The sequence below is a fragment of the Sinomicrobium endophyticum genome, assembly GCF_052983315.1.
The window spans coordinates 145,203-164,777 of the sequence record NZ_JBRKIS010000041.1; the positions used below are offsets into that span (position 1 = coordinate 145,203).

Consider the following 19,575-nt stretch of genomic DNA (forward strand, 5'->3'; position numbering starts at 1 on the left):
ATATGTCAATGATGAAACAGGATTTTTTTAACTACCAGGCGCAGACATCGCCCCACCCGCTTGCCCTGGAAGTCTCTCATGCCAGGGGCAGTTATATTTACGACACTACGGGCAAAGCCTACCTGGATTTTATTGCAGGGGTTTCTGCCAATACACTGGGACACAGTTATCCTAAAGTAGTGCAGGCGGTACAAGAGCAGGCCGAAAAGTACATGCACGTTATGGTCTACGGGGAATTCATCCAACAACCCGCAGTAGAACTGGCCCGGTTACTGGCATCACTTCTACCCGCCCCCCTGGAAACCACATATCTTGTAAACTCCGGTACCGAGGCCATAGAAGGCGCCCTGAAACTGGCTAAAAAAGTTACCGGACGAAGTGAGATCATCGCTGCACGAAATGCCTATCACGGCAACACCCAGGGATCCATGAGTGTTATGGGGCATGAAGAACGCAGGCAGGCCTTTCGTCCCCTTATCCCGGGGAGCAGGTTCATCACCTTCAATAACGAAGAAGACCTGGAGAACATCACAGACAAAACAGCAGCAGTACTGTTGGAAACCATACAGGGAGGAGCCGGATTTATTCTTCCCGCCGATAATTACCTGCAGAAAGTCCGGAAACGATGCGACGAAACCGGGACCGTGCTCATCCTGGACGAAATACAACCCGGATATGGCAGAACGGGAAAGCTTTTCGGTTTTGAACACTTTGACATTGTTCCCGATATCCTTGTCATGGGCAAAGGCATGGGCGGAGGTATGCCCGTCGGCGCTTTCACTTCTTCCAAAGCCATGATGGCCCAACTGAAGGACAATCCGAAACTGGGGCATGTCACCACTTTTGGCGGAAACCCGGTAATAGCGGCGGCCTGCCTCGCCACACTGCGCGAAGTCACCGGGACTTCCCTGATCAAAGATACCCTGGAAAAGGAAAAACTGTTTCGCGAGCTGCTCATTCATCCGCACATAAAAGAAGTGCGCGGAAAAGGACTGATGCTTGCCATAATGACAGACAGTGCGGAAATAACCAATTATGTCATCCTGGAATCCCTTAAACGCGGGGTACTGATGTTCTGGTTACTTTTTGAGCCCAACGCAGTACGCATAACCCCTCCCCTCACTATTTCCGGGAAGGAAATACGTGAAGGGTGCTCCGTTATCCTGGATATCCTGGATCAATGGCACGATTAATGTTAACTACTTTGTTGATAACAAATACCGGGAAATGCTGGAAATAAAAGCTGCAAACCCTAATTTTATTAACGTAGAATCCTAAAAAAGCATGCTTATGCCATTTAGTTCTAACGAAGACCGAAAATTTCCCATTTCGAAATTCGAATCCATGCTCAAGACCAATGACGTGTATTTTTTTGATGCGGATGATTTTGAAGACATTATCCACCACTATCTCGATTTAGGGAAAGTGGCCCTGGCTAAAAAAGCGATAAAGATAGGTTTGGAACAACACACCGGTTCCACTACCTTAAAATTGCTGTTGATTGAAGTACTCATTTTCGAAAATCGCTTTGATGTAGCGGAAAAGATGCTGGATGAGCTCGCCTCCTTTGAGACCTCCAATGAAGAGATTTACATCCAACGGGCCAATATATACTCCAAGAAAGACAACCATGTCATGGCTATTGAGCTCCTCAAAGAAGCCCTTGCTTATACGGAAGACAGCGCAGATGTCTATTCCCTCATAGGAATGGAATACCTCTTTCTGGACAAATATGCCGAAGCCAAAGACTGCTTTATAAAATGCCTGGAAGAAGACCCGGAAGACTATTCGGCTCTTTACAACATTATCTACTGTTTTGACTTTCTCGAAGACCACGACGGGGCCATAACCTACCTGAATACTTACCTGGAGGTGAACCCTTACAGCGAAGTGGGCTGGCACCAGATGGGAAAACAGTTCTTCCACAAAAAGATGCTCAAAGAAGCGCTTGCCGCCTTTGATTTTGCGATCATTTCCGACGATACCTTTATAGGCGCCTATCTCGAAAAGGGCAAAGTACTGGAAAAACTAGGGAGATATAACGAGGCCATAGAAAACTATGAGTTGACCCTTACCCTGGACGACCCTACCTCGTTTGCTTACCTCCGGATAGGAAAATGCCATGAAAAACTCGGGAATGACAATGTAGCCAAACAGTACTATTACAAAACCGTCCACGAAGATCCGTTACTGGACAAGGGATGGATAGCCATCACCGATTTTTACCTGAAACAATACAATTTTCAGAAAGCCAAGTATTACATCAATAAAGCGCTTAATATTGACAGCGAGAACATAGCTTACTGGAAACGTTGTGCCGAAATAAATAAAGAACTGCACCTTTACGAAGAAGCCGACATCTCGTACCAGAAAACCATTGAACTGGGCAATTACGAACTGGAAACATGGACTTCATGGTGCGATATTCTCGTAAAAATAGGTGAGTTTGATAACGCCATACACGTATTGCTCCAGGCCCTTGAATTCTATCCGAAGGAGGCTTGCCTGGAATACCGTATCGCCGGACTCTATTTTACCCTGTCAGACAATAGCAAAGGACGTTTTCACCTCAGGAATGCGCTGACGGACAATTACGATGAACAAAACATTATGGAAGAGCTGTTTCCTTCCGTTTTCCGCAGTAAAACTGTTAAGAATTTTATAACAGATTTTAAAAAGGCTTCTATTTAAAATTGCCTATTTTTGTTCGTCAAAGAACAGAATATGCAAAGAAGGCTATTGGATTACTTGATAATCACTTTAAAAGGGATGGCAATGGGAGCCGCCGATGTTGTTCCCGGAGTATCCGGAGGTACCATAGCATTTATTTCCGGTATCTACGAAGAGCTCATCGGTTCCATTAACAGGATTAACCTGTCCTCATTGAAGACCTGGAAACAAAGTGGTTTCAGGGCCATGTGGAGAGGCATCAACGGTAATTTTTTACTGGCCCTGGTTATTGGTATCGCCATTAGCATATTTTCCCTGGCCCGTTTTATAAGTTGGTTACTCAACACCCATCCCATAGCCGTGTGGTCTTTTTTCTTCGGGCTTGTTGTAGCCAGTATTTTTTTTATCGGCAAACAGATTTCCCGGTGGTCCGCACGGGTTATAATTGCGGCTTTGCTCGGCGGGATAATTTCCTATTATATAACCATTGCAAACCCCGTAAGTTCGCCAGACGGGTATACCTACCTGTTCCTGTCCGGTTTTGTAGCCATCATAGCCATGATACTTCCGGGTATTTCCGGGGCTTTTATCCTGCTGCTTATGGGCTCGTACGAAATTGTGATCCACACTATAAATCAACTCCGTGAAGGTATTTTCCGTGCAGACATACAACTGCTGGGGCAGGCCTTTTCCAAACTGGCCGTTTTTGGCATAGGCGCCATATTGGGACTCAAAGTATTTTCGGGAATACTGAACTGGATGTTCAAATACCACAAAAATACCACTCTGGCTCTTCTGACCGGATTTATGATAGGATCTCTCAACAAAATATGGCCCTGGAAAGAAACCCTTTCCTGGAGAATGAATTCGCATAATGAACAAGTCCCTGTACTGCAAAGAAGCATATCACCTTTTAAATTCGAAGGGGACAGCCAGGTAATGCTGGCCTGTTTTATTGCCGTTGCAGGGTTCCTCACCATATACCTTCTGGAGAAAATAGCCGTAAAAGCACAAAATGCAAATGAATAGTTCCAGAACACTCCGGGACAGGATCTTTTTAGTAATAAAAGGACTTGCCATGGGGGCCGCTAACAAGGTTCCCGGGGTATCCGGTGGTATTGTGGCTTTTGTAGCCGGCTTTTACGAGGAATTCATCTATTCTCTTCAAAAGATCAACCTCAAAGCATTAAAGCTGCTTATCAACGGTAGATTCAACTCCTTTTACCGTTATATTAACGGCAGGTTTTTAGGACTCCTTATTTTAGGGATGCTCATAAGCTATTTCAGTGTATCCAGAATACTCGATTATTTTATAGCCAGCAAAGAGCTCTATGTCTGGGCTGCTTTTTTCGGTATGATCATAGGTTCCATTTACTATATTTCCAAAGGATTTAACTGGAACCGGAAAACCGTTATATCGGCAATCACAGGACTTCTGGTAGGAATTTCTATCAGTTTCCTGAGTCCCGCGCGGGAAAACACCAACCTGTTTTTTGTCTTTCTCTGCGGCATTATAAGTGTTTCCGGAATGACTCTTCCGGGGCTGTCGGGTTCTTTTATCCTTATTCTTCTCGGAAATTACGTACTTCTGCTGGTAGATTCGGTCAACGCTCTTTACGACACCTTTTCCGAAATTTTTAAGGGCGATTTTTCCTTTGTACAAAACCAGGAACGCATCAAAACACTGACCATCCTGGGAGTCTTTACCCTCGGATCCGCAACCGGACTGGTAACGCTCTCCCATCTGCTCAATTATGTGCTAAAACACTATCGCAATATAACCACTGCCATCATTATCGGTTTTATAACCGGGTCCCTCGGGGTGGTATGGCCCTGGAAAAGAACAATATTCCGGGTAGATGAGGCCGGAAAATTTATCCTGGACAGCGAAGGGGACCAGATCATACAAAACTACCAGCGTTATATTCCCGATTTTTCACTTCCGGAGACCTGGGGAGCCATCGGTTTTGCTATATTTGGGGTGTTGATAGTCCTTGCCCTGGACTGGTACGGAAGACGCACAAGAAGGATCAAATAACGATTCCCCGGCATTAACATTCCGCTACAGTATGTAAAATACCAACAGGGCTCCCGAACAAAAAACAGAAAACTATGCCACTATTCGGACTCATTGGAAAAAACATATCCTATTCTTTCTCCCAGGTATACTTCCGGGAAAAATTTGAAAAACTACATCTTACAGACCATTCCTACGTAAACTTTGATCTCCAGGACATCAAAGAATTCCCGAACCTCCTTTCCGAACATCCGGACCTCCGGGGCTGTAATGTAACCATCCCCTATAAAGAAGCCGTCATGCCCTATCTCTCGGGACTCAGCAACAAAGCGGAGCAAATAGGCGCCGTGAACGTCATAAAAGTAGAAAAAAGACGCCTTACCGGCTATAATACCGATTATTACGGTTTCCAGGCTTCCCTGCAGCCCCTGTTGCGAAAAGAACACCGGAGAGCCCTTATTCTGGGTACGGGAGGCGCTTCCAAAGCGATAGCCTTTAGCCTAAAAGAGCTGGGAATTGCTTATACTTTTGTTTCCCGAAGTCCGGAAGAAGGACAGTTATCTTACGAAGACCTGGACGAAAAAATAATGCAGGCCAGCCCGGTAATTGTAAACTGTACTCCTTTGGGCACTTACCCCGATGTGGAGAAAAAACCACCTATTCCCTACAATTTCATCACTCCGGGGCACCTGCTATATGACCTTATTTACAATCCGGCCGAGACCTCTTTTTTAAAAGAAGGCAGGCTAAAGGGGGCAACTACCAGTAGCGGGCTTCGCATGCTGCAGTTACAGGCGGAAAAAGCCTGGGAAATATGGAATTCCAATATGATGTAAAACAGGACAACATGCTCTTCGGATTCACCTTTTCAAAACAGAGTATATTTCACCATTTTGGCCGGAGCCATAAAAAACAGGATTTTCTTCGTTTTTAAAAAAATTCCCCTTCCTATTTCGTAAAACAACCTTTCTAAAAGCATCAAAAGTTTTGCTATTTTAAGAGTAGTTAGTATCTTTCACGTTCTAAAGTGATGATGAACCATAAACATTTTTAAGATGTTAGACCAAAAAGACAACAACCTGCACCAGGCAGAGGAAAATGCTACTACCGGCCGGACCGAAGGCGAAGAAAAAGAGATTGCGGTAGACAATGCGGCTGCTTCCGGGGAAGAGACCGGAGCCGAAGAGCATAAGTCCGAAGAGGTGGAAGACAAAGATGCAGGTCAGGCAACCCCAGCCGTTATGGAAGCGAAAGATGCAGAGGTCCTGAACGAAATAGACGAATCCAATGCCGAAGACGAAGGCGAAGAAAAAGAGATTGCGGTAGACAATACGGCTGCTTCCGGGGAAGAAACCGGAGCCGAAGAGCATATGGCCGAAGAGGTGGAAGACAAAGATGCAGGTCAGGCAACCCCAGCCGTTATGGAAGTAAAAGATGCAGAGGTCCTGAACGAAATAGACGAATCCAATGCCGAAGATGCCGAAGACGAAGACAACGTTAAGAGACATTCCATTCCGATACTGGATTACCATGCCATGAGCATGGACAAGCTGGTTGACGAACTGGAAAAACTGGTCAAAAACGAGAAGATCCAGGCCATAAAAGAGCATGTGGATGGTATTAAATACGAGTTCGATCTGAAATATCAGGAACTCCAGGAGGAAAAAAAGGAGGAATTTCTGAATGATGGTGGCAATGAAATAGATTTCCGTTACAATCCCCCTATAAAACAAAGATTCCACAAAGCATACGGAGATTATAAGGACAAAAGGAACCAGTACTATCAAAACCTGGAACAAAACCTTAAAAATAACCTTTCCAAGCGGCTCGAAATCATCGACGAGCTCAAAGGGCTCATCAATGTAGAAGAAAACATAAACACCACCTACAAACACTTTAAGGAACTCCAGGAACGCTGGAAAGTGGCCGGTCCCATCCCCAGGGTCAATTACAACGATGTATGGCGGACTTACCAGCATCATGTAGAGCGTTTTTACGACTTCCTGGATATCAATCGCGACCTTCGCGACCTAGACTTCAAACACAATCTCGAAGAAAAAGAAAAAATCATTGCAAGGGCCGAGCAACTCGCGGAAATCTCCGATATTAATACGGCTTTCAGGGAGCTGCAGTCGCTCCACAAAATATGGAAAGAGGATATCGGCCCCGTAGACAGGGTGCATCGCGAAGCTGTATGGGAACGCTTTAGTGCAGCTACCAAAGTGATCCACGAAAAAAGACAGGAGTACTTTAAGAACATGGACGAGATTCATGAACAGAACCTGGAGAAAAAAGAGGAAATTATTGCGCAAATAAATGCTATTGCCCAAAACAAGGCTTCTTCTCACAACCAATGGCAAAGGCAGATCCGGGAGATCGAGGCTCTGCGGGAAGCTTTTTTCAATGCAGGAAGGGTGCCGAGAAAAGTTAACGAAGACGTATGGGCAGCCTTTAAAGCAGCCGTAAGAATGTTTAACCGGAATAAAAACGAGTTCTACAAACACCTTAAAAAAGATCAGCATGATAATCTGAGCAAGAAACAGGAACTCATAAAAATAGCCCGGGAGAACAAAGACAGTGACGACTGGGAAGTGGTAACCCCGCTGATGAAGAAAATACAGTCCGACTGGAAAAAGATAGGCCACGTACCGCGCAAATATTCCGATAAAATATGGAGCGAGTTCAAGGAGGCCTGTAACCATTATTTCAGCAGGCTTCACAAGCATAAGGACGAAGGAAACAAAGAAGAAACAGAAGCCTATAAAGGCAAAGAAGCCCTTTTGGACGAGCTCAAGGATTTCCAACTCACCGGCAATCACCAGGACGACCTGGAAACGGTTAAGGAATTTATTTCAGAATGGCGTTCTTACGGACGTGTACCCTATTACAAGAGGAACATAGAAGGGAAATTCAATAAGATCATCGATGCCCTCTTTAAAAAGCTGGATGTTGCCAAACGCGATATAGAGCTGATCAAATACGGCAATAAACTGGAACAACTGGCCAATTCCGACCAGGACGGCCTGATTAACAATGAAATGGTATTTATACGCCGCAAAATAGATGAAGTAAAAAGTGAGATCCGCCAGCTGGAAAACAACCTGCAGTTCATCAATGCCGATGATACCAACCCCATTGTAAGAGAAGTAAACAAAAACATCGATAAGCATAAAGAAACGCTTGCCTTGTGGAAAGCTAAACTCAAACAGCTGAGGGAAATGGATTAATAGCCGTTTCCCCCGGTTTTTATATGCTCAATCCGGCCTTTTCCCTTCGGAATGAATACAACCGTTACCGGATTTCTTTCGGGAAGATACGTTTTATACCGGTTTTAAAATTTTCCGGGGCACATATTACACCATTCCTTCCCACACCATCACCGTACCTAATCTAATTTATTATAAACTCACTAATGTGTCAAAAACAATGAAAAAAGCAGCATTTTGCCTTGTCCTGACGGCATCTTTCTTTCTCTCCAGTTCAACATTCGCACAGGTCAATGAAAATGAAACAGGAGCCTGGTATATGTACTTCTGGAACACGACATTAAAAAACAGCAGGTTTGGTTTCCAGGGAGATGTACAATACAGGAACTGGGACATTATGGGCGACCTGGAGCAGCTTCTTCTCCGTGGGGGAGTTACCTACCAACCGGAGAAAGCAAACGTTAAATTTACCCTCGGGTATGGTTATGTACTTTCGGGAGAATACGGAGACGGCAACAGCACCAGTGAAGAAAGCAGAATCTACCAGGAAGCATTGCTTCCGCATAAACTTACAGACCGTTTTTACCTGACCCATCGTTTCCGGTTTGAACAGCGCTGGGTAGAAAGCCAGGACTTCCGTACGCGCTTTCGCTACAATCTTTTTCTGAATATCCCGATAAACCAGCTTAGCCTGGACAAAGGAGCGATTTACATTGCCCTCTATAACGAATTGTTTATCAACGGACAAAAGGAAATCGGCAATGGTAACACCGTGGAGATCTTTGACAGAAACCGCTTTTACACCGCACTCGGATATAGTATTACGGACAATCTCAAAGTACAGGCAGGTTATATGCGCCAGTCTACAGATGCCATCGATAAAGGTCAATTGCAACTAAGCCTGCATCATACACTTTAAAATGATATAAATTTATACATAGGTTTAGTTACTCACTATGTATCCCGATAGGTATCCGGATGCCCCGAGGTAGTTGACTAAGGGAATCTCTTTCAAGGGATGAGTTAATATTATCAGGTTATTCAGGCAACACCGGTATGACTGATAGCAAAAGTCGGGAGGTTTTCTCAGAGAGGTTTCGGTTCCGATCAACTACAAATACCTGATTATCAAATTAAAATGGATCCGTAGAAAACGGGGCCGGCGAATATTCGCCGGCCCCGTTTTTTATGGTTGTATAATCTTGTATTGTTCTCCGAAACCTTCCTTATTTAGCGATATTTACCGACCTGGTCTCCCGGATTACCGTTACTTTTACTTGTCCCGGATAGGTCATATCCGTTTGTATTTTCTGCGAGATCTCAAAAGACAGTTCGGCTGCCTTATCGTCATTCACCTTTTCGCTCTCTACGATAACACGAAGTTCCCTTCCTGCCTGAATAGCATAGGCTTTTTTAACTCCGTGAAAGGCAAAGGCAATATCTTCCAGGTCTTTCAAACGCTGAATATAGGAATCGAGCACCTGGCGTCTTGCTCCCGGCCTCGCACCGCTGATAGCGTCGCATACCTGTACTATAGGCGCTATGAGTGATTTCATTTCCACTTCATCGTGGTGGGCCCCGATAGCATTACACACATCGGGCTTTTCTCCGTATTTTTCCGCCCATTCCATACCGAGTATAGCGTGTGGCATTTCGGTTTCGGATTCGGGGACTTTTCCTATATCGTGAAGCAACCCTGCGCGCTTGGCCAGTTTCGGGTTTATACCCAGTTCTGCCGCCATCACCCCACACAGTTTGGCTACTTCCCTGGAGTGTTGTAACAGGTTTTGTCCGTAAGAAGAACGATACTTCATACGTCCTACCATTTTTATCAGTTCCGGGTGAAGGCCGTGAATACCAAGGTCGATCACGGTTCTCTTTCCTACTTCAATGATTTCCTCTTCTATCTGCTTCGTGGTTTTCTGCACTACTTCCTCAATCCGTGCCGGGTGTATCCTTCCGTCCGTAACCAGCTTATGCAGTGACAAACGGGCTATCTCCCTTCTTACGGAATCAAAGCAGGATAAAATAATTGCTTCCGGCGTATCGTCTACGATAATCTCCACACCGGTAGCGGACTCCAGGGCCCGGATATTCCTGCCTTCTCTACCTATGATCCGGCCTTTAATATCATCGGATTCGAGATTAAAAACGGAAACACAGTTTTCTATAGCTTCCTCTGTACCTATCCGTTGTATCGTACTTACGATTACTTTTTTGGCTTCCTGCTGTGCCGTAAGTTTTGCTTCTTCAAGCGTGTTCTGCACATAGCTCATCGCATCGCTCCTGGCATCGTCTTTTAGCGATTCTATTAACTGGCTTTTGGCCTCTTCTGCCGGTAATCCGGATATAATTTCAAGTTGTTTTACCTGGCTTTTATGCAGTTTTTCTACTTCTGTCTGTTTCTTTTCCAGGATTTCCATCCTGTATTCGTAGTCTTTCAGTTTCGTCTCCAGTTCTTCATTTAGTTTTTTATTCCTGGTCAACTCGCCGGTTACCTGTGCTTCTTTATCCCTGGTTCGTTTCTCTGCCTCGGCAATTTTCTTATCTTTTGCCACGATCACTTTTTCGTGTTCTGCCTTCAATTCCAGAAATTTCTCTTTTGCCTGGAATATTTTATCTTTTTTTATACTCTCCCCTTCGGTAGTGGCTTCTTTTACAATGGACGTTGCTTCTCTTTTGGCATTGACCAATATTTTAGACGCATTTTTCTTTTCCATTACTCTGGCGATGAAAAACCCCAGGGCCACGCCAATTATACCCGCAACAATAATCATAGTTATATCCATCTTGTTTTCTCTTTTAAAAAAAAAGCCTACATCGGTAAAGGGTTATGTATAAACTCCAAAAGACAAGTTTAGGATTAACCGGCTGATCAAGGATCCGTTTATCCGGTGGAAACCGGAAACGGCATGCTTTTACAACCGAGACTCACCCTTTTTAATTTGAATAGCGTTGAGTTTATCAAACAATAATACCAATGTAGGCAGTACCTCTATCTTATTTAAAGAACTTCTTTTTTATGAACTAAGTTTAGTTTGAAGAAGTTCATTCAAAGCCTCCAGGCGTTCTTTGACTTCTTCGTTTCCTTTTTCTTTATCTATACTTTTTTGTTCTACCCGCGAGGCAAACTGCAAGGCACACATGGCCAATACATCCTGTTTATCCCTTACGGCATAATTCTGTTCAAACTGTTTTACAAGCCCTTCTATGCTCTTAGCCGCTTTCCGCAACCCTTCTTCCTGTGAAGGATCGATAGTAAGCGGATACACACGATCTGCAATAGATATCTTAATTCTGAGCTTATCCATACGTCATTTTACAGAACTCTATTCCGAGAGTTGTGCTATACAGCTGTCTATCTCCCGTATTAAAGTATTTATTTTAAGCTTAGTTTCGGTTTTGCTTTCATTACTGCCCAACATCGCATTTGCCAGTTTAAGTGCATTATACTTTTCTTCCCAGTCGGCTATAACAGATTCTTTTTCCTGTATCCGCTTTCCGGAATCTGCTAATTCCTGAGTTAATTTAAGATTAGTCTGCTTTAAAATCTCCATTTTGTGAAGCAGCCTGCTAATCCTATTTTCAAGAGAATCAACAATTTCTGTAATATCACTCATACCTGCAAATAACAATACATCTGACTACAAAGTTAACATACCTGATCATACTTCGCAATAGTTTACTCTTTTTTTCTCGCATTTCATACATATATCCCTGCGTAAATATAAAAATCAAAGGGGATCGGAACCACTAATTCTCCTCATTATCAGAACAGTTTTTGTTGTACATCCGCCAGGGTATGCGGAACAGAAAGGTTGCTCCCCAGCTCTTTATTCAATTTTTTGATGAAATAAGCCGACAATAAAGGGGATGCGTTTTCAAGGTTTTGGTGCACAAAAAAGTGGATGTGTTCCAACCCCTGCTTTACCCATGATTTTAACCTTAGCACCCAGTCATCGAGACGGTCGTAATCACTTTCGTGATTGGCTCCTACATACCTTACAAAAGCTTCATTATTGGTTAGTCTCATATGCATAAGGTCCCTCCTTCCGGCAGTATCTACTATAATATTTGCTATATTGTTTTCTTCGAGCAAGTGATACAACTCTCCGGCCACAGCGGGATCGTTGAACCAATCGGTATGTCGAAATTCTACTGCAAGCGGGATCTCTTTCGGCCAGAATTCGACAAAACTCACTACACGGTCAAAATTTTTCGGGGCAAAATTATTGTGCATCTGCAAAAATACGGTCCCCAGTTTCTCTTTCAGGTGAACTACACCATCCAGGTACTCCTCTACCGGCCCCTGGAAATCCAGCAATCTTTTAAGGTGACTTACCATCTGGTTTACCTTCGGGAAGAAGCGAAAATCTTCCGGCACCTTATCATACCAGGAGGAAAACTGGGACGGGGGAAAATTCCTGTAGAAAGTAGCATTGAGTTCTATGGCATTGAACTGTGTTGCATAATACGCCAGTTCATCTTTGGTACCTCTCGGATAAAAATTCTTCAGATCCTGCCGGTTCCACTTGGCACATCCTATATAAATCTGCGGGGATCTCTTCTCTTTATTTCCGGAAAGAACCGCTGCCGTATCCGGATGGTCCTCAGGAAAAGAAAAATCTACGGTTTCGGGATTATCTACTTTTCCAAATTTCATTCTTACCGTTTTTTTATTGTTTTACAAAGTACGTATAATTCCGTAAATTTGCGAAACGGTTTAGAATTACGTTATTTTTTTCCGGAGGTAACAGACAGTATATTTTGAAGTTAGGGAACAAAGCGATTATTTTCCTTAATTTTTCTTTGCCTGCCTTTTAAAAAAGAATATATTTGCACCCGCAAAATGGCCTCGTAGCTTAACTGAATAGAGCACTTGATTACGGCTCAAGAGGTTGCAGGTTTGAATCCTGCCGAGGTCACTTTTAAAATCCTCCAATAGTATCAAAACCCTGTAAATTCTATGATTTACAGGGTTTTACGATTTTTGGACTATCATTTAATTTGAAATGATTTGGTTTTAAATGTCAACAAATCGTCAACATAATTTTAAACTGTCAACAATGTTGACGATTTGAAAACCAGTGGATTAAGATTTTATGTTTTCTGATTTGGCTTTTCGTCTTAATGAATTTCTAACCTTTAAAGACGAAAGTTATGCGTACATCAACAACTTTTTCCATCCTATTTTGGATCTACACCTCGCGGGCTAAAAACAATGAAACAAGTATCTATGCCCGAATCACCGTTAATGGCAAAAATGCCAATATCAGTTTAAAATACAAGGTGGATATTCGGCTTTGGGATTCCCAAAGGCAGCGCGCCAAAGGGACAGGGCAAGCCTCTAAGCGAATCAATCAGTATATTGACCAAGTCCATGCCCAATTGGTACAGACATATCAAGACCTTAGGCTGAAAGGGCAGCTGATCACCGCTGATCTCATAAAATCAATTTACCTGGGGGAAGATGACAATTCAAAATCGCTCCAGGAACTTATCGGGTATCACCATGAAAAAATAAAAGATACCCATGCTTCCGGTACTATTCGCAACTTCGGGGTCACCACCAATTATATTAATCGTTTTTTAAAAAAGAAAAAGAAAACATCCGATGTCTATTTGAAAGAACTGAACTATGCCTTTATCTCGGATTTTGAACATTACCTGTACAATTACTGGCCTTCCGGGCATCCCAAGGCAATGAGCCATAATACCATAATGAAACACTTACAGCGGCTTCGTAAAATTGCTACCTTGGGGTATCATCTGGAATGGATGGATAGGGACCCATTCATTCAATGGAAACCTTCCTTTGAAAAAAGGGAGAGACCATTTTTAAGTGCCGATGAACTTTCAGATTTGGAGGCTTATACATTTCCCATCGAACGGTTGGACAGGGTCAGGGACCTGTTTGTCTTCAGTTGCTATACAGGAATAAGTTATGCTGATCTTATCAAATTGACCCCGGACCACATCCACAAAGGCATTGATGGCAACAATTGGATAATCACTGAACGTCAAAAAACGAAAATACCGATTAAGATACCCCTATTGGAAAAAGCCCAGGAGTTAATTGAAAAATATGCCGACCATCCCATCACACAGGTCACTGAAACCTTGTTCCCGGTAATCACTAATGAAAAGCTAAACCTTTACCTGAAAGAAGTGGCAGATGCCTGTGGAATAAAAAAGAACCTTACTTTCCACATGGCCCGCCATACTTTTGCCACTACAGTGACATTGAGCAATGGCGTACCCATTGAAACGGTTTCAAAACTGTTGGGCCATACCAAAATTTCCTCCACACAAATTTATGCCCGTGTCATAGAAAATAAGGTCAGTGAAGATATGAACATTTTAAAAGACAAAATTTCCAAATCAAAAAATAAGAACTCTAAGTGCAATGGTATGAACTGAATTTCAACCTATATCTTAGCGAAAACAACATAAAGAGCTCAATATCAATTATTTGTAATGCGTTTATTTTCCTTTACAATTACAATGGTGGCAGGATGACGCCACGCCATTATATTGTATTACATATCAGATATTTACAGAATCCAAAAAAAACTGTTATCCGAATTGTTGACGGTAATGGAAATGAACTGTAAAGGAAGCTGAAATCCTTCCGGTTTCGTAAAGATAATGGCTTTATATTATCAAAACAATTTAAAGGAAAACAAATTGTAGTAAACTAATTCCTTTCTGTCAACCAAGCCTTGGAGATATCCAATAATTCATCCAGATTTGTCCCTTCCGCACTGATGATCTGATTTTCATTATTCACATAATTATAGCCCTGATCCAGTGGGTCAACATTCAAGGGATTATTGGCAAATGGATTTTTATAAAACCAATAACTGGCATTAGGGATATTGGAAGAAAAAACCTTGGTAACCAATACCCCACTAAGATGCCTTAACCTCTTTTCTCCTCCATTGAAAAATATCCCGTCATTTTTTCGGGTCATTCTTCCATTTCTATTCCTAGGATCGGTGGAATAGGTGTATTGTAAGGTTCCCCAAATAACATTTTCCATATCATCCCCCTTGGAAGTCTTCTTTCCCAATGCGTTAATACAAATCAAATAAGGTAAATCAAACTTGCCATATCGTTTGGCCTTTTTCAAAATAGATTCGCGCAGGGACTTTTCACCACCTCCTATAAATGTCTCAAAAGGAAACATCCCTATGGGTCTTTCAATGATTTTCTGCCTTTTTGGTTTGTCCACGGGTATGGGCTGGATAATGATATTGAAATCTTCGTTCCCATACGTTATTTCAGGGCAAGCGCCCAACCCATATTCCATGAGTTGGCCCGTAATGGAACCGGGATCATAACTAGCAATACTACCTTCAATTTTTGTGATCAGCTCCTTGACTTTGGGTTGTTTGTTCGAAATGAAGTTCAATTCCACAATTCTAAGGTAAAATCCCCTGATCCTAACCTTATTGAGTTGGTCATAAAATTGGTTCCTCTTGCGTTCATATGCCCTTTCCGCTTCGGATTGGTCATAACAGACCTTCGCTTCGACATAAATTTTATGGTCCTTTCCGGATATCAGGAAATCCGGTCTTTTATTAGTACCCTCAACTTTAGGGTGAATTTTGATCTCATATCCCAATTTTCTGAACAAGTTGTACAAAAAGAGTTCATAGAATGCGGACTCCCAATCTTTTTTAAAACGTCCCTTTAACTCCTTTTTTTCTACATCTGGATATTGGCCAAACCATTTTTCCAGCTGATTCCTAATGATGCCAATATCCCGACGGCTACTTTTATGAAAGTAGTTATACGTGTTTTCATTATTGTCCGCAGGACCATCTATCCGCTCTGTAGTATCGTCAAATAAAACCATCAAATAATAGGATGTAATTATTCAATATTTGGTGCTAAAAGGAAATATGCAGAAATAATAATTCCAAATATGCCCTTTTCCATCTGGGACCCCTCTAAAATGTCTTTATGACTGTTCTCAATCTTTTAAAACACGAATCAATTCCTTGTTGTCATCAAATTCATACTGAAAATTTCCGACCTGGAATATGTGTTCGCTTATTCTTTTGTACCTGCCTTTGTTCATAAACAAAAAATTATCCTGTCCGCATTTCTGAGTGTAATGGGCAATGACCAGATTGTAAAAATTTATGTTTCCATACTTGTTAGTATGCAATGGCAAAAATTCATTGTTCATAGCCTGTGGAACGTTCATGAGTGCCTTAGTTTGACCATTGACTTCTTCCATGGCCTCTATCTCATTTCTATGGAATTTTTTGGCTTCTGCAATCATATTTCCGACCAATTCCTGGTTGATGTCCTTTAACCATTTTGTAGATGAACTGTCCCACTCCGATGATGTATATGCCTTCAATATTCCATTTTCAAACTGAAGATAAAGTCCGTATTTCTTTGACTGATATAAGTTTCCACCTTCATCGGACAGGTCAAGAATCGACTTTACAAAATCCATGTCAAAATTTTCCGAGTCAATACCATCTTGCAAGATATCTTCAACATTCAGGTCCGAATACTCAAATTCCCAATCAATATTGTTTTTGGCATTCAAAACATCTGAAAAGGAAATTTTGGTCCGTGGATTTTTGGCCAGTACGAATTGAAGATCCCGGGTCAGGGTGATAAACCCCAAACACGATATTTTATCTGAATCGAAGGTACTTATGGTGTAAATATGGTTTGTTGGAAAACCAATGGCCTCGATGCAATCGTTGATAGAGCCGTTGCCGTTTAGTTGGTTTATTTCAATTAACTCATTGTTGTCCACTTTAAAGAACCCGGTCCCACTACTGAATTCCTTTTTTGAAAATAAATTATTAAACATGCTGTTCTATTTAGATTACTTACCATCATATTCCAAAATGCCCATTTGCATGGCCATGATCATTTTTCTTGCAAAGCTCAGGTCTTTTTGTAAAGCCTTGGCCAAAGCTAAGGTCAGCGGTCCGGTCTTTGCAGCTAGTTCCTTCTGTAATAACCCTTTGATCTTATCTCCCAGGTCCCGGTCCAATTTCAGGATACGCTGCATTTTTCGGCCCATGATGCGTGCCGAAACACTGTAGATCTCAAAATCTTCCAACTCAAACAGATCGGCATGTTCAGCATTCTCCCGGTACAGTTCCGGCTCATAGAGTGCCCAGGCAATCCGTAGTATTTCCACCGTGTCCCCAAGGTCCTTCATTCGGATTTCCGGCTTTTCGGACCAGGCAATCAACTTTAATATCACCAAGCCGTGTGCAGGACTAAAGGGTATGCTGAACCCTTCCGGATGTTCAAACATTTCAATGTCTTCTGCCACCTGTTGCATCCCCACTGCTGAAAGCTCTATCTTTTCCTTCAGGAAGGAAACCATCCTGTTTTCCTCAATACCCCCGAACGGTAGCAGATCAAGTACTGTTTTTGACCCTGCGTGAAACATCCGGTAGGGCATATTTCTCCCTACCTTATCGAATCCATGCTTCTTCAGTTCCAGTTTTATGGCATTGTACCGGTCATGGTCCGGGACCATGACGGCAAAATCAATGTCGGCCGTGGCCCTAGCCGGTCTTTCCCCCGCCTGGTACAGGGCAATATCCCTGGCATTGGCACCTATTAGGTAATAGTTGACCCCATGTTCGGCAAAAACTTTTTCCAGAATTTGATAAACCTCCCCGTGTTGAGCGAAGGAATACGCTTTAAAACTGTGGTTCGAGGTACTCATTCAATATGTTTTGTGCCATTTCCAAATTTCTTGGTTCCCCTGAATATACCAACTCAGCATAGATTAGTACTGGGTGCACCACATTTTTATAGTTCATACGGTTAAATAGAGCCTCCATGTTGTTGGTGTCCATCCAGAACGGTGCATATAAGATAACATTTCCATTAGGGTCTGGCACAAGCTTTAACGTCCGAAGGATGTCCCTTTTTTCCTTGAGCGTGGTGAACATGCTGAATTTCTGCGGAAAGAAATCATCGGTCAGCAATGCAGCGGCTGGTTCCCCGCTCCAGAATACCTGGGGCCTTAAGAATTGGTTCTTCCAGTCGCTCTGTAGATCTCCGGAAAAGGAATAGGTCCCCAACAGGAAGTTGGGCAATATCTTTTCATTGACCAAAGGAACCCATCGGTCCAATAGTTCCTTATAACCCAAGAGTTGGTATCTTTTGTTTTCATCTTCACGGAAAATATAACCATGCTCGGACAATCCCTGCATGACCTTACTTACGCTCCCCAGGGAAATCATGCTAATATGGGCCAGATAACGCTGGGTCTCGTTTACTAGGTCGGGGTTTTGTAGAAAATGATAGATCAGTTGTCCCCCTGCCTGCGTAAATACTTTTGAAGAAGGCTTTACATAAGGTGTCGCGTTATGACGTTCCAGATACACCCTTAGTCCAGTAAGATTGAAATACGCATTGCCAAAACTATCCATATAATTGATCCTTTCGGCCCTCAACATATTCTTGGCCGTTGGGGTAATGTACTTGGCGGCCACCAATATCGGATTTTCCTGTTCTTCCTTTAGGATGAACGGAACATTGTGCTGCCTGATCTCGTTCCTGAAATAAACAGAAACCTGTTCACCGTTGAGTTCATACACCGGCAGTCTGGGAGGGTCCGGTGCGCTCAGGTAATGGGTTTCAATATCCATATCCAGGCCTTCGATGAAGTTTTTGAAATATAAGAAATCCATTGTATTGTTCATTTTAACCCTTTGTTCATGAAACATGAACATTCAAATATAATGAACATTATTTAAATTTCACCATCGCTTCAAGATTATTTATTCATTTCATTATTGCAAACAAACAACGAAGACACGTTCCGCTGCTAATCCAAACATATCCTTTTCCTAAGTTTTGGAATTAAACTAAAACTATTGCAAAACTTAGACAGAATTGGGTTATATACAGGAAGAATTTCTATTGTATATCAGTTCAGGGTATTCCATCAGGCATTTTTTTAATTTAGTTTCATAGATAATTTCGTCTTTTTCAGTATGACTAGCCAAGCACAAATAATATTTCTTATTATCCAACTGTTTGAAGATGATCCATTCTCCTTTCAACTCCCTTGTATTTAAAGCATATGATTGCATTGCGATTGCAATGGCAGAAATTCCGTCAACTTCATGTTTCAATAAGATTCTTTTAAAATCCTCTTGCCGCTCCTTTCGTATTACTCCTTTTTTGAACCAAAATTCTCTTATATTCCTCACAAGAGAATAACCAAGACCTGAATATGCACCATGGTGTATTTTTGAGAACCCATTAAGAACCAGACCTGTAAAATCCGTGTACATACTCCTATTGTTTTCAAGTCGCTCAATCATATCTAATATTTCTGATGCGTTATAAAACTCAATTTTACCACTATATTTTTCTCCAATATTCATACGGTGCCTAGCTATTTGTTCGATAATGAATTGGCTACATTTTCCGTTAATTAGTTTCACATCCAACCTCTTTCTTGTATCCAAAATAGCCTCTTCATACTTATCTTTATCAATTTCATTTTCACTATTCTTATTAAATGTAATCAATCTTACCTCCTCTTGATTTACATAATGTTGATATAACACTTTTTGAATCATCTTTCTATTTTCAATTAATAACTTAATTTTATAATCAAACTCCGACTCACAATTTATTCAACTATTGTTTATCATTACAGGAACTTGAGCT

Annotated in this window: 17 protein-coding genes, 1 tRNA gene and 1 other RNA gene; 9 read left to right on the forward strand and 10 right to left on the reverse strand. The window is 42.1% G+C overall.

The genetic code is table 11. The features are described 5' to 3' along the window. The first annotated feature begins 11 nt into the window (after positions 1-11). The 7 genes from ACVBDU_RS15890 (at position 12) to ACVBDU_RS15920 (ending at position 8,812) form a co-directional block, all read left to right on the forward strand. A complete protein-coding gene (locus ACVBDU_RS15890) occupies positions 12-1,193 on the forward strand; it encodes an aspartate aminotransferase family protein (RefSeq protein WP_447180809.1) in 1,182 nt (393 codons plus the stop codon). Between the two features lie 97 nt (positions 1,194-1,290). Further along, positions 1,291-2,691 carry a tetratricopeptide repeat protein gene (locus tag ACVBDU_RS15895; protein ID WP_447180711.1) on the forward strand — a complete coding sequence of 467 codons (1,401 nt, stop codon included), beginning with the start codon at positions 1,291-1,293 and terminating at the stop codon, positions 2,689-2,691. 33 nt (positions 2,692-2,724) lie between these two features. Further along, positions 2,725-3,699: a DUF368 domain-containing protein gene (locus ACVBDU_RS15900; RefSeq protein WP_447180712.1), complete on the forward strand. Its 975-nt coding sequence runs from the start codon at positions 2,725-2,727 to the stop codon at positions 3,697-3,699. Continuing rightward, complete coding sequence (locus ACVBDU_RS15905) at positions 3,692-4,708, forward strand: DUF368 domain-containing protein (RefSeq protein WP_447180713.1); 1,017 nt, start codon at positions 3,692-3,694, stop codon at positions 4,706-4,708. The genes ACVBDU_RS15900 and ACVBDU_RS15905 overlap by 8 nt, the downstream gene beginning before the upstream one ends. Before the next feature lie 74 nt (positions 4,709-4,782). After that, positions 4,783-5,523 (forward strand): shikimate dehydrogenase family protein, encoded by a 741-nt coding sequence (locus ACVBDU_RS15910; protein WP_447180714.1) that lies wholly within the window; start codon positions 4,783-4,785, stop codon positions 5,521-5,523. A 219-nt stretch (positions 5,524-5,742) separates the two neighbouring features. Further along, the gene (locus tag ACVBDU_RS15915) at positions 5,743-7,914 is read left to right on the forward strand and encodes a DUF349 domain-containing protein (RefSeq protein ID WP_447180715.1); all 2,172 of its coding nucleotides are present in this window, start codon (positions 5,743-5,745) and stop codon (positions 7,912-7,914) included. Between the two features lie 199 nt (positions 7,915-8,113). Next, positions 8,114-8,812 carry a DUF2490 domain-containing protein gene (locus ACVBDU_RS15920; RefSeq protein WP_447180716.1) on the forward strand — a complete coding sequence of 233 codons (699 nt, stop codon included), beginning with the start codon at positions 8,114-8,116 and terminating at the stop codon, positions 8,810-8,812. Positions 8,813-9,119: 307 nt separating this feature from the next. Here ACVBDU_RS15920 and rny read toward each other — a convergent pair whose 3' ends face one another. The 5 genes from rny to ACVBDU_RS15945 all read right to left on the reverse strand — a co-directional run bounded on the left by rny (position 9,120) and on the right by ACVBDU_RS15945 (position 12,556). Then, positions 9,120-10,682: a ribonuclease Y gene (gene rny, locus ACVBDU_RS15925; protein ID WP_447180717.1), complete on the reverse strand. Its 1,563-nt coding sequence runs from the start codon at positions 10,680-10,682 to the stop codon at positions 9,120-9,122. 50 nt (positions 10,683-10,732) lie between these two features. After that, positions 10,733-10,854: non-coding RNA, 6S RNA (gene ssrS, locus ACVBDU_RS15930), on the reverse strand. Between the two features lie 59 nt (positions 10,855-10,913). Then, a complete protein-coding gene (locus ACVBDU_RS15935) occupies positions 10,914-11,204 on the reverse strand; it encodes a cell division protein ZapA (RefSeq protein WP_447180718.1) in 291 nt (96 codons plus the stop codon). Positions 11,205-11,222: 18 nt separating this feature from the next. Beyond that, positions 11,223-11,513: a coiled-coil domain-containing protein gene (locus ACVBDU_RS15940; protein ID WP_447180719.1), complete on the reverse strand. Its 291-nt coding sequence runs from the start codon at positions 11,511-11,513 to the stop codon at positions 11,223-11,225. Between the two features lie 149 nt (positions 11,514-11,662). After that, positions 11,663-12,556: a DUF72 domain-containing protein gene (locus tag ACVBDU_RS15945; RefSeq protein ID WP_447180720.1), complete on the reverse strand. Its 894-nt coding sequence runs from the start codon at positions 12,554-12,556 to the stop codon at positions 11,663-11,665. 188 nt (positions 12,557-12,744) lie between these two features. Here ACVBDU_RS15945 and ACVBDU_RS15950 point away from each other — a divergent pair. Further along, positions 12,745-12,818: transfer RNA gene (locus ACVBDU_RS15950), tRNA-Arg, on the forward strand. 235 nt (positions 12,819-13,053) lie between these two features. Continuing rightward, positions 13,054-14,313, forward strand: coding sequence for a site-specific integrase (locus tag ACVBDU_RS15955; RefSeq protein WP_447180721.1), 1,260 nt, complete (start codon positions 13,054-13,056; stop codon positions 14,311-14,313). Between the two features lie 277 nt (positions 14,314-14,590). On the opposite strand, the gene ACVBDU_RS15960 is transcribed toward ACVBDU_RS15955, so the two are convergent. From ACVBDU_RS15960 to ACVBDU_RS15980, 5 genes are all read right to left on the reverse strand, one after another. Then, positions 14,591-15,757, reverse strand: coding sequence for a hypothetical protein (locus tag ACVBDU_RS15960; RefSeq protein ID WP_447180722.1), 1,167 nt, complete (start codon positions 15,755-15,757; stop codon positions 14,591-14,593). A gap of 114 nt (positions 15,758-15,871) precedes the next feature. Beyond that, a complete protein-coding gene (locus ACVBDU_RS15965; RefSeq protein ID WP_447180723.1) occupies positions 15,872-16,735 on the reverse strand; it encodes a hypothetical protein in 864 nt (287 codons plus the stop codon). Between the two features lie 15 nt (positions 16,736-16,750). Beyond that, a complete protein-coding gene (locus ACVBDU_RS15970) occupies positions 16,751-17,611 on the reverse strand; it encodes a nucleotidyl transferase AbiEii/AbiGii toxin family protein (protein WP_447180724.1) in 861 nt (286 codons plus the stop codon). Further along, positions 17,586-18,584 carry a type IV toxin-antitoxin system AbiEi family antitoxin gene (locus tag ACVBDU_RS15975; RefSeq protein WP_447180725.1) on the reverse strand — a complete coding sequence of 333 codons (999 nt, stop codon included), beginning with the start codon at positions 18,582-18,584 and terminating at the stop codon, positions 17,586-17,588. The genes ACVBDU_RS15970 and ACVBDU_RS15975 overlap by 26 nt, the downstream gene beginning before the upstream one ends. Before the next feature lie 210 nt (positions 18,585-18,794). Beyond that, positions 18,795-19,484, reverse strand: coding sequence for a hypothetical protein (locus tag ACVBDU_RS15980; RefSeq protein WP_447180726.1), 690 nt, complete (start codon positions 19,482-19,484; stop codon positions 18,795-18,797). Positions 19,485-19,575: the final 91 nt, after the last annotated feature.

Coding starts and splice junctions, on each gene's coding strand:
- ACVBDU_RS15890 (WP_447180809.1), top strand. CDS start 12: ATGAAACAGGATTTTTTTAACTACCAGGCGCAGACATCGCCCCACCCG.
- ACVBDU_RS15895 (WP_447180711.1), top strand. CDS start 1,291: ATGCCATTTAGTTCTAACGAAGACCGAAAATTTCCCATTTCGAAATTC.
- ACVBDU_RS15900 (WP_447180712.1), top strand. CDS start 2,725: ATGCAAAGAAGGCTATTGGATTACTTGATAATCACTTTAAAAGGGATG.
- ACVBDU_RS15905 (WP_447180713.1), top strand. CDS start 3,692: ATGAATAGTTCCAGAACACTCCGGGACAGGATCTTTTTAGTAATAAAA.
- ACVBDU_RS15910 (WP_447180714.1), top strand. CDS start 4,783: ATGCCACTATTCGGACTCATTGGAAAAAACATATCCTATTCTTTCTCC.
- ACVBDU_RS15915 (WP_447180715.1), top strand. CDS start 5,743: ATGTTAGACCAAAAAGACAACAACCTGCACCAGGCAGAGGAAAATGCT.
- ACVBDU_RS15920 (WP_447180716.1), top strand. CDS start 8,114: ATGAAAAAAGCAGCATTTTGCCTTGTCCTGACGGCATCTTTCTTTCTC.
- rny (WP_447180717.1), bottom strand. CDS start 10,682: ATGGATATAACTATGATTATTGTTGCGGGTATAATTGGCGTGGCCCTG.
- ACVBDU_RS15935 (WP_447180718.1), bottom strand. CDS start 11,204: ATGGATAAGCTCAGAATTAAGATATCTATTGCAGATCGTGTGTATCCG.
- ACVBDU_RS15940 (WP_447180719.1), bottom strand. CDS start 11,513: ATGAGTGATATTACAGAAATTGTTGATTCTCTTGAAAATAGGATTAGC.
- ACVBDU_RS15945 (WP_447180720.1), bottom strand. CDS start 12,556: ATGAAATTTGGAAAAGTAGATAATCCCGAAACCGTAGATTTTTCTTTT.
- ACVBDU_RS15955 (WP_447180721.1), top strand. CDS start 13,054: ATGCGTACATCAACAACTTTTTCCATCCTATTTTGGATCTACACCTCG.
- ACVBDU_RS15965 (WP_447180723.1), bottom strand. CDS start 16,735: ATGTTTAATAATTTATTTTCAAAAAAGGAATTCAGTAGTGGGACCGGG.
- ACVBDU_RS15970 (WP_447180724.1), bottom strand. CDS start 17,611: ATGAGTACCTCGAACCACAGTTTTAAAGCGTATTCCTTCGCTCAACAC.
- ACVBDU_RS15975 (WP_447180725.1), bottom strand. CDS start 18,584: ATGGATTTCTTATATTTCAAAAACTTCATCGAAGGCCTGGATATGGAT.
- ACVBDU_RS15980 (WP_447180726.1), bottom strand. CDS start 19,484: ATGATTCAAAAAGTGTTATATCAACATTATGTAAATCAAGAGGAGGTA.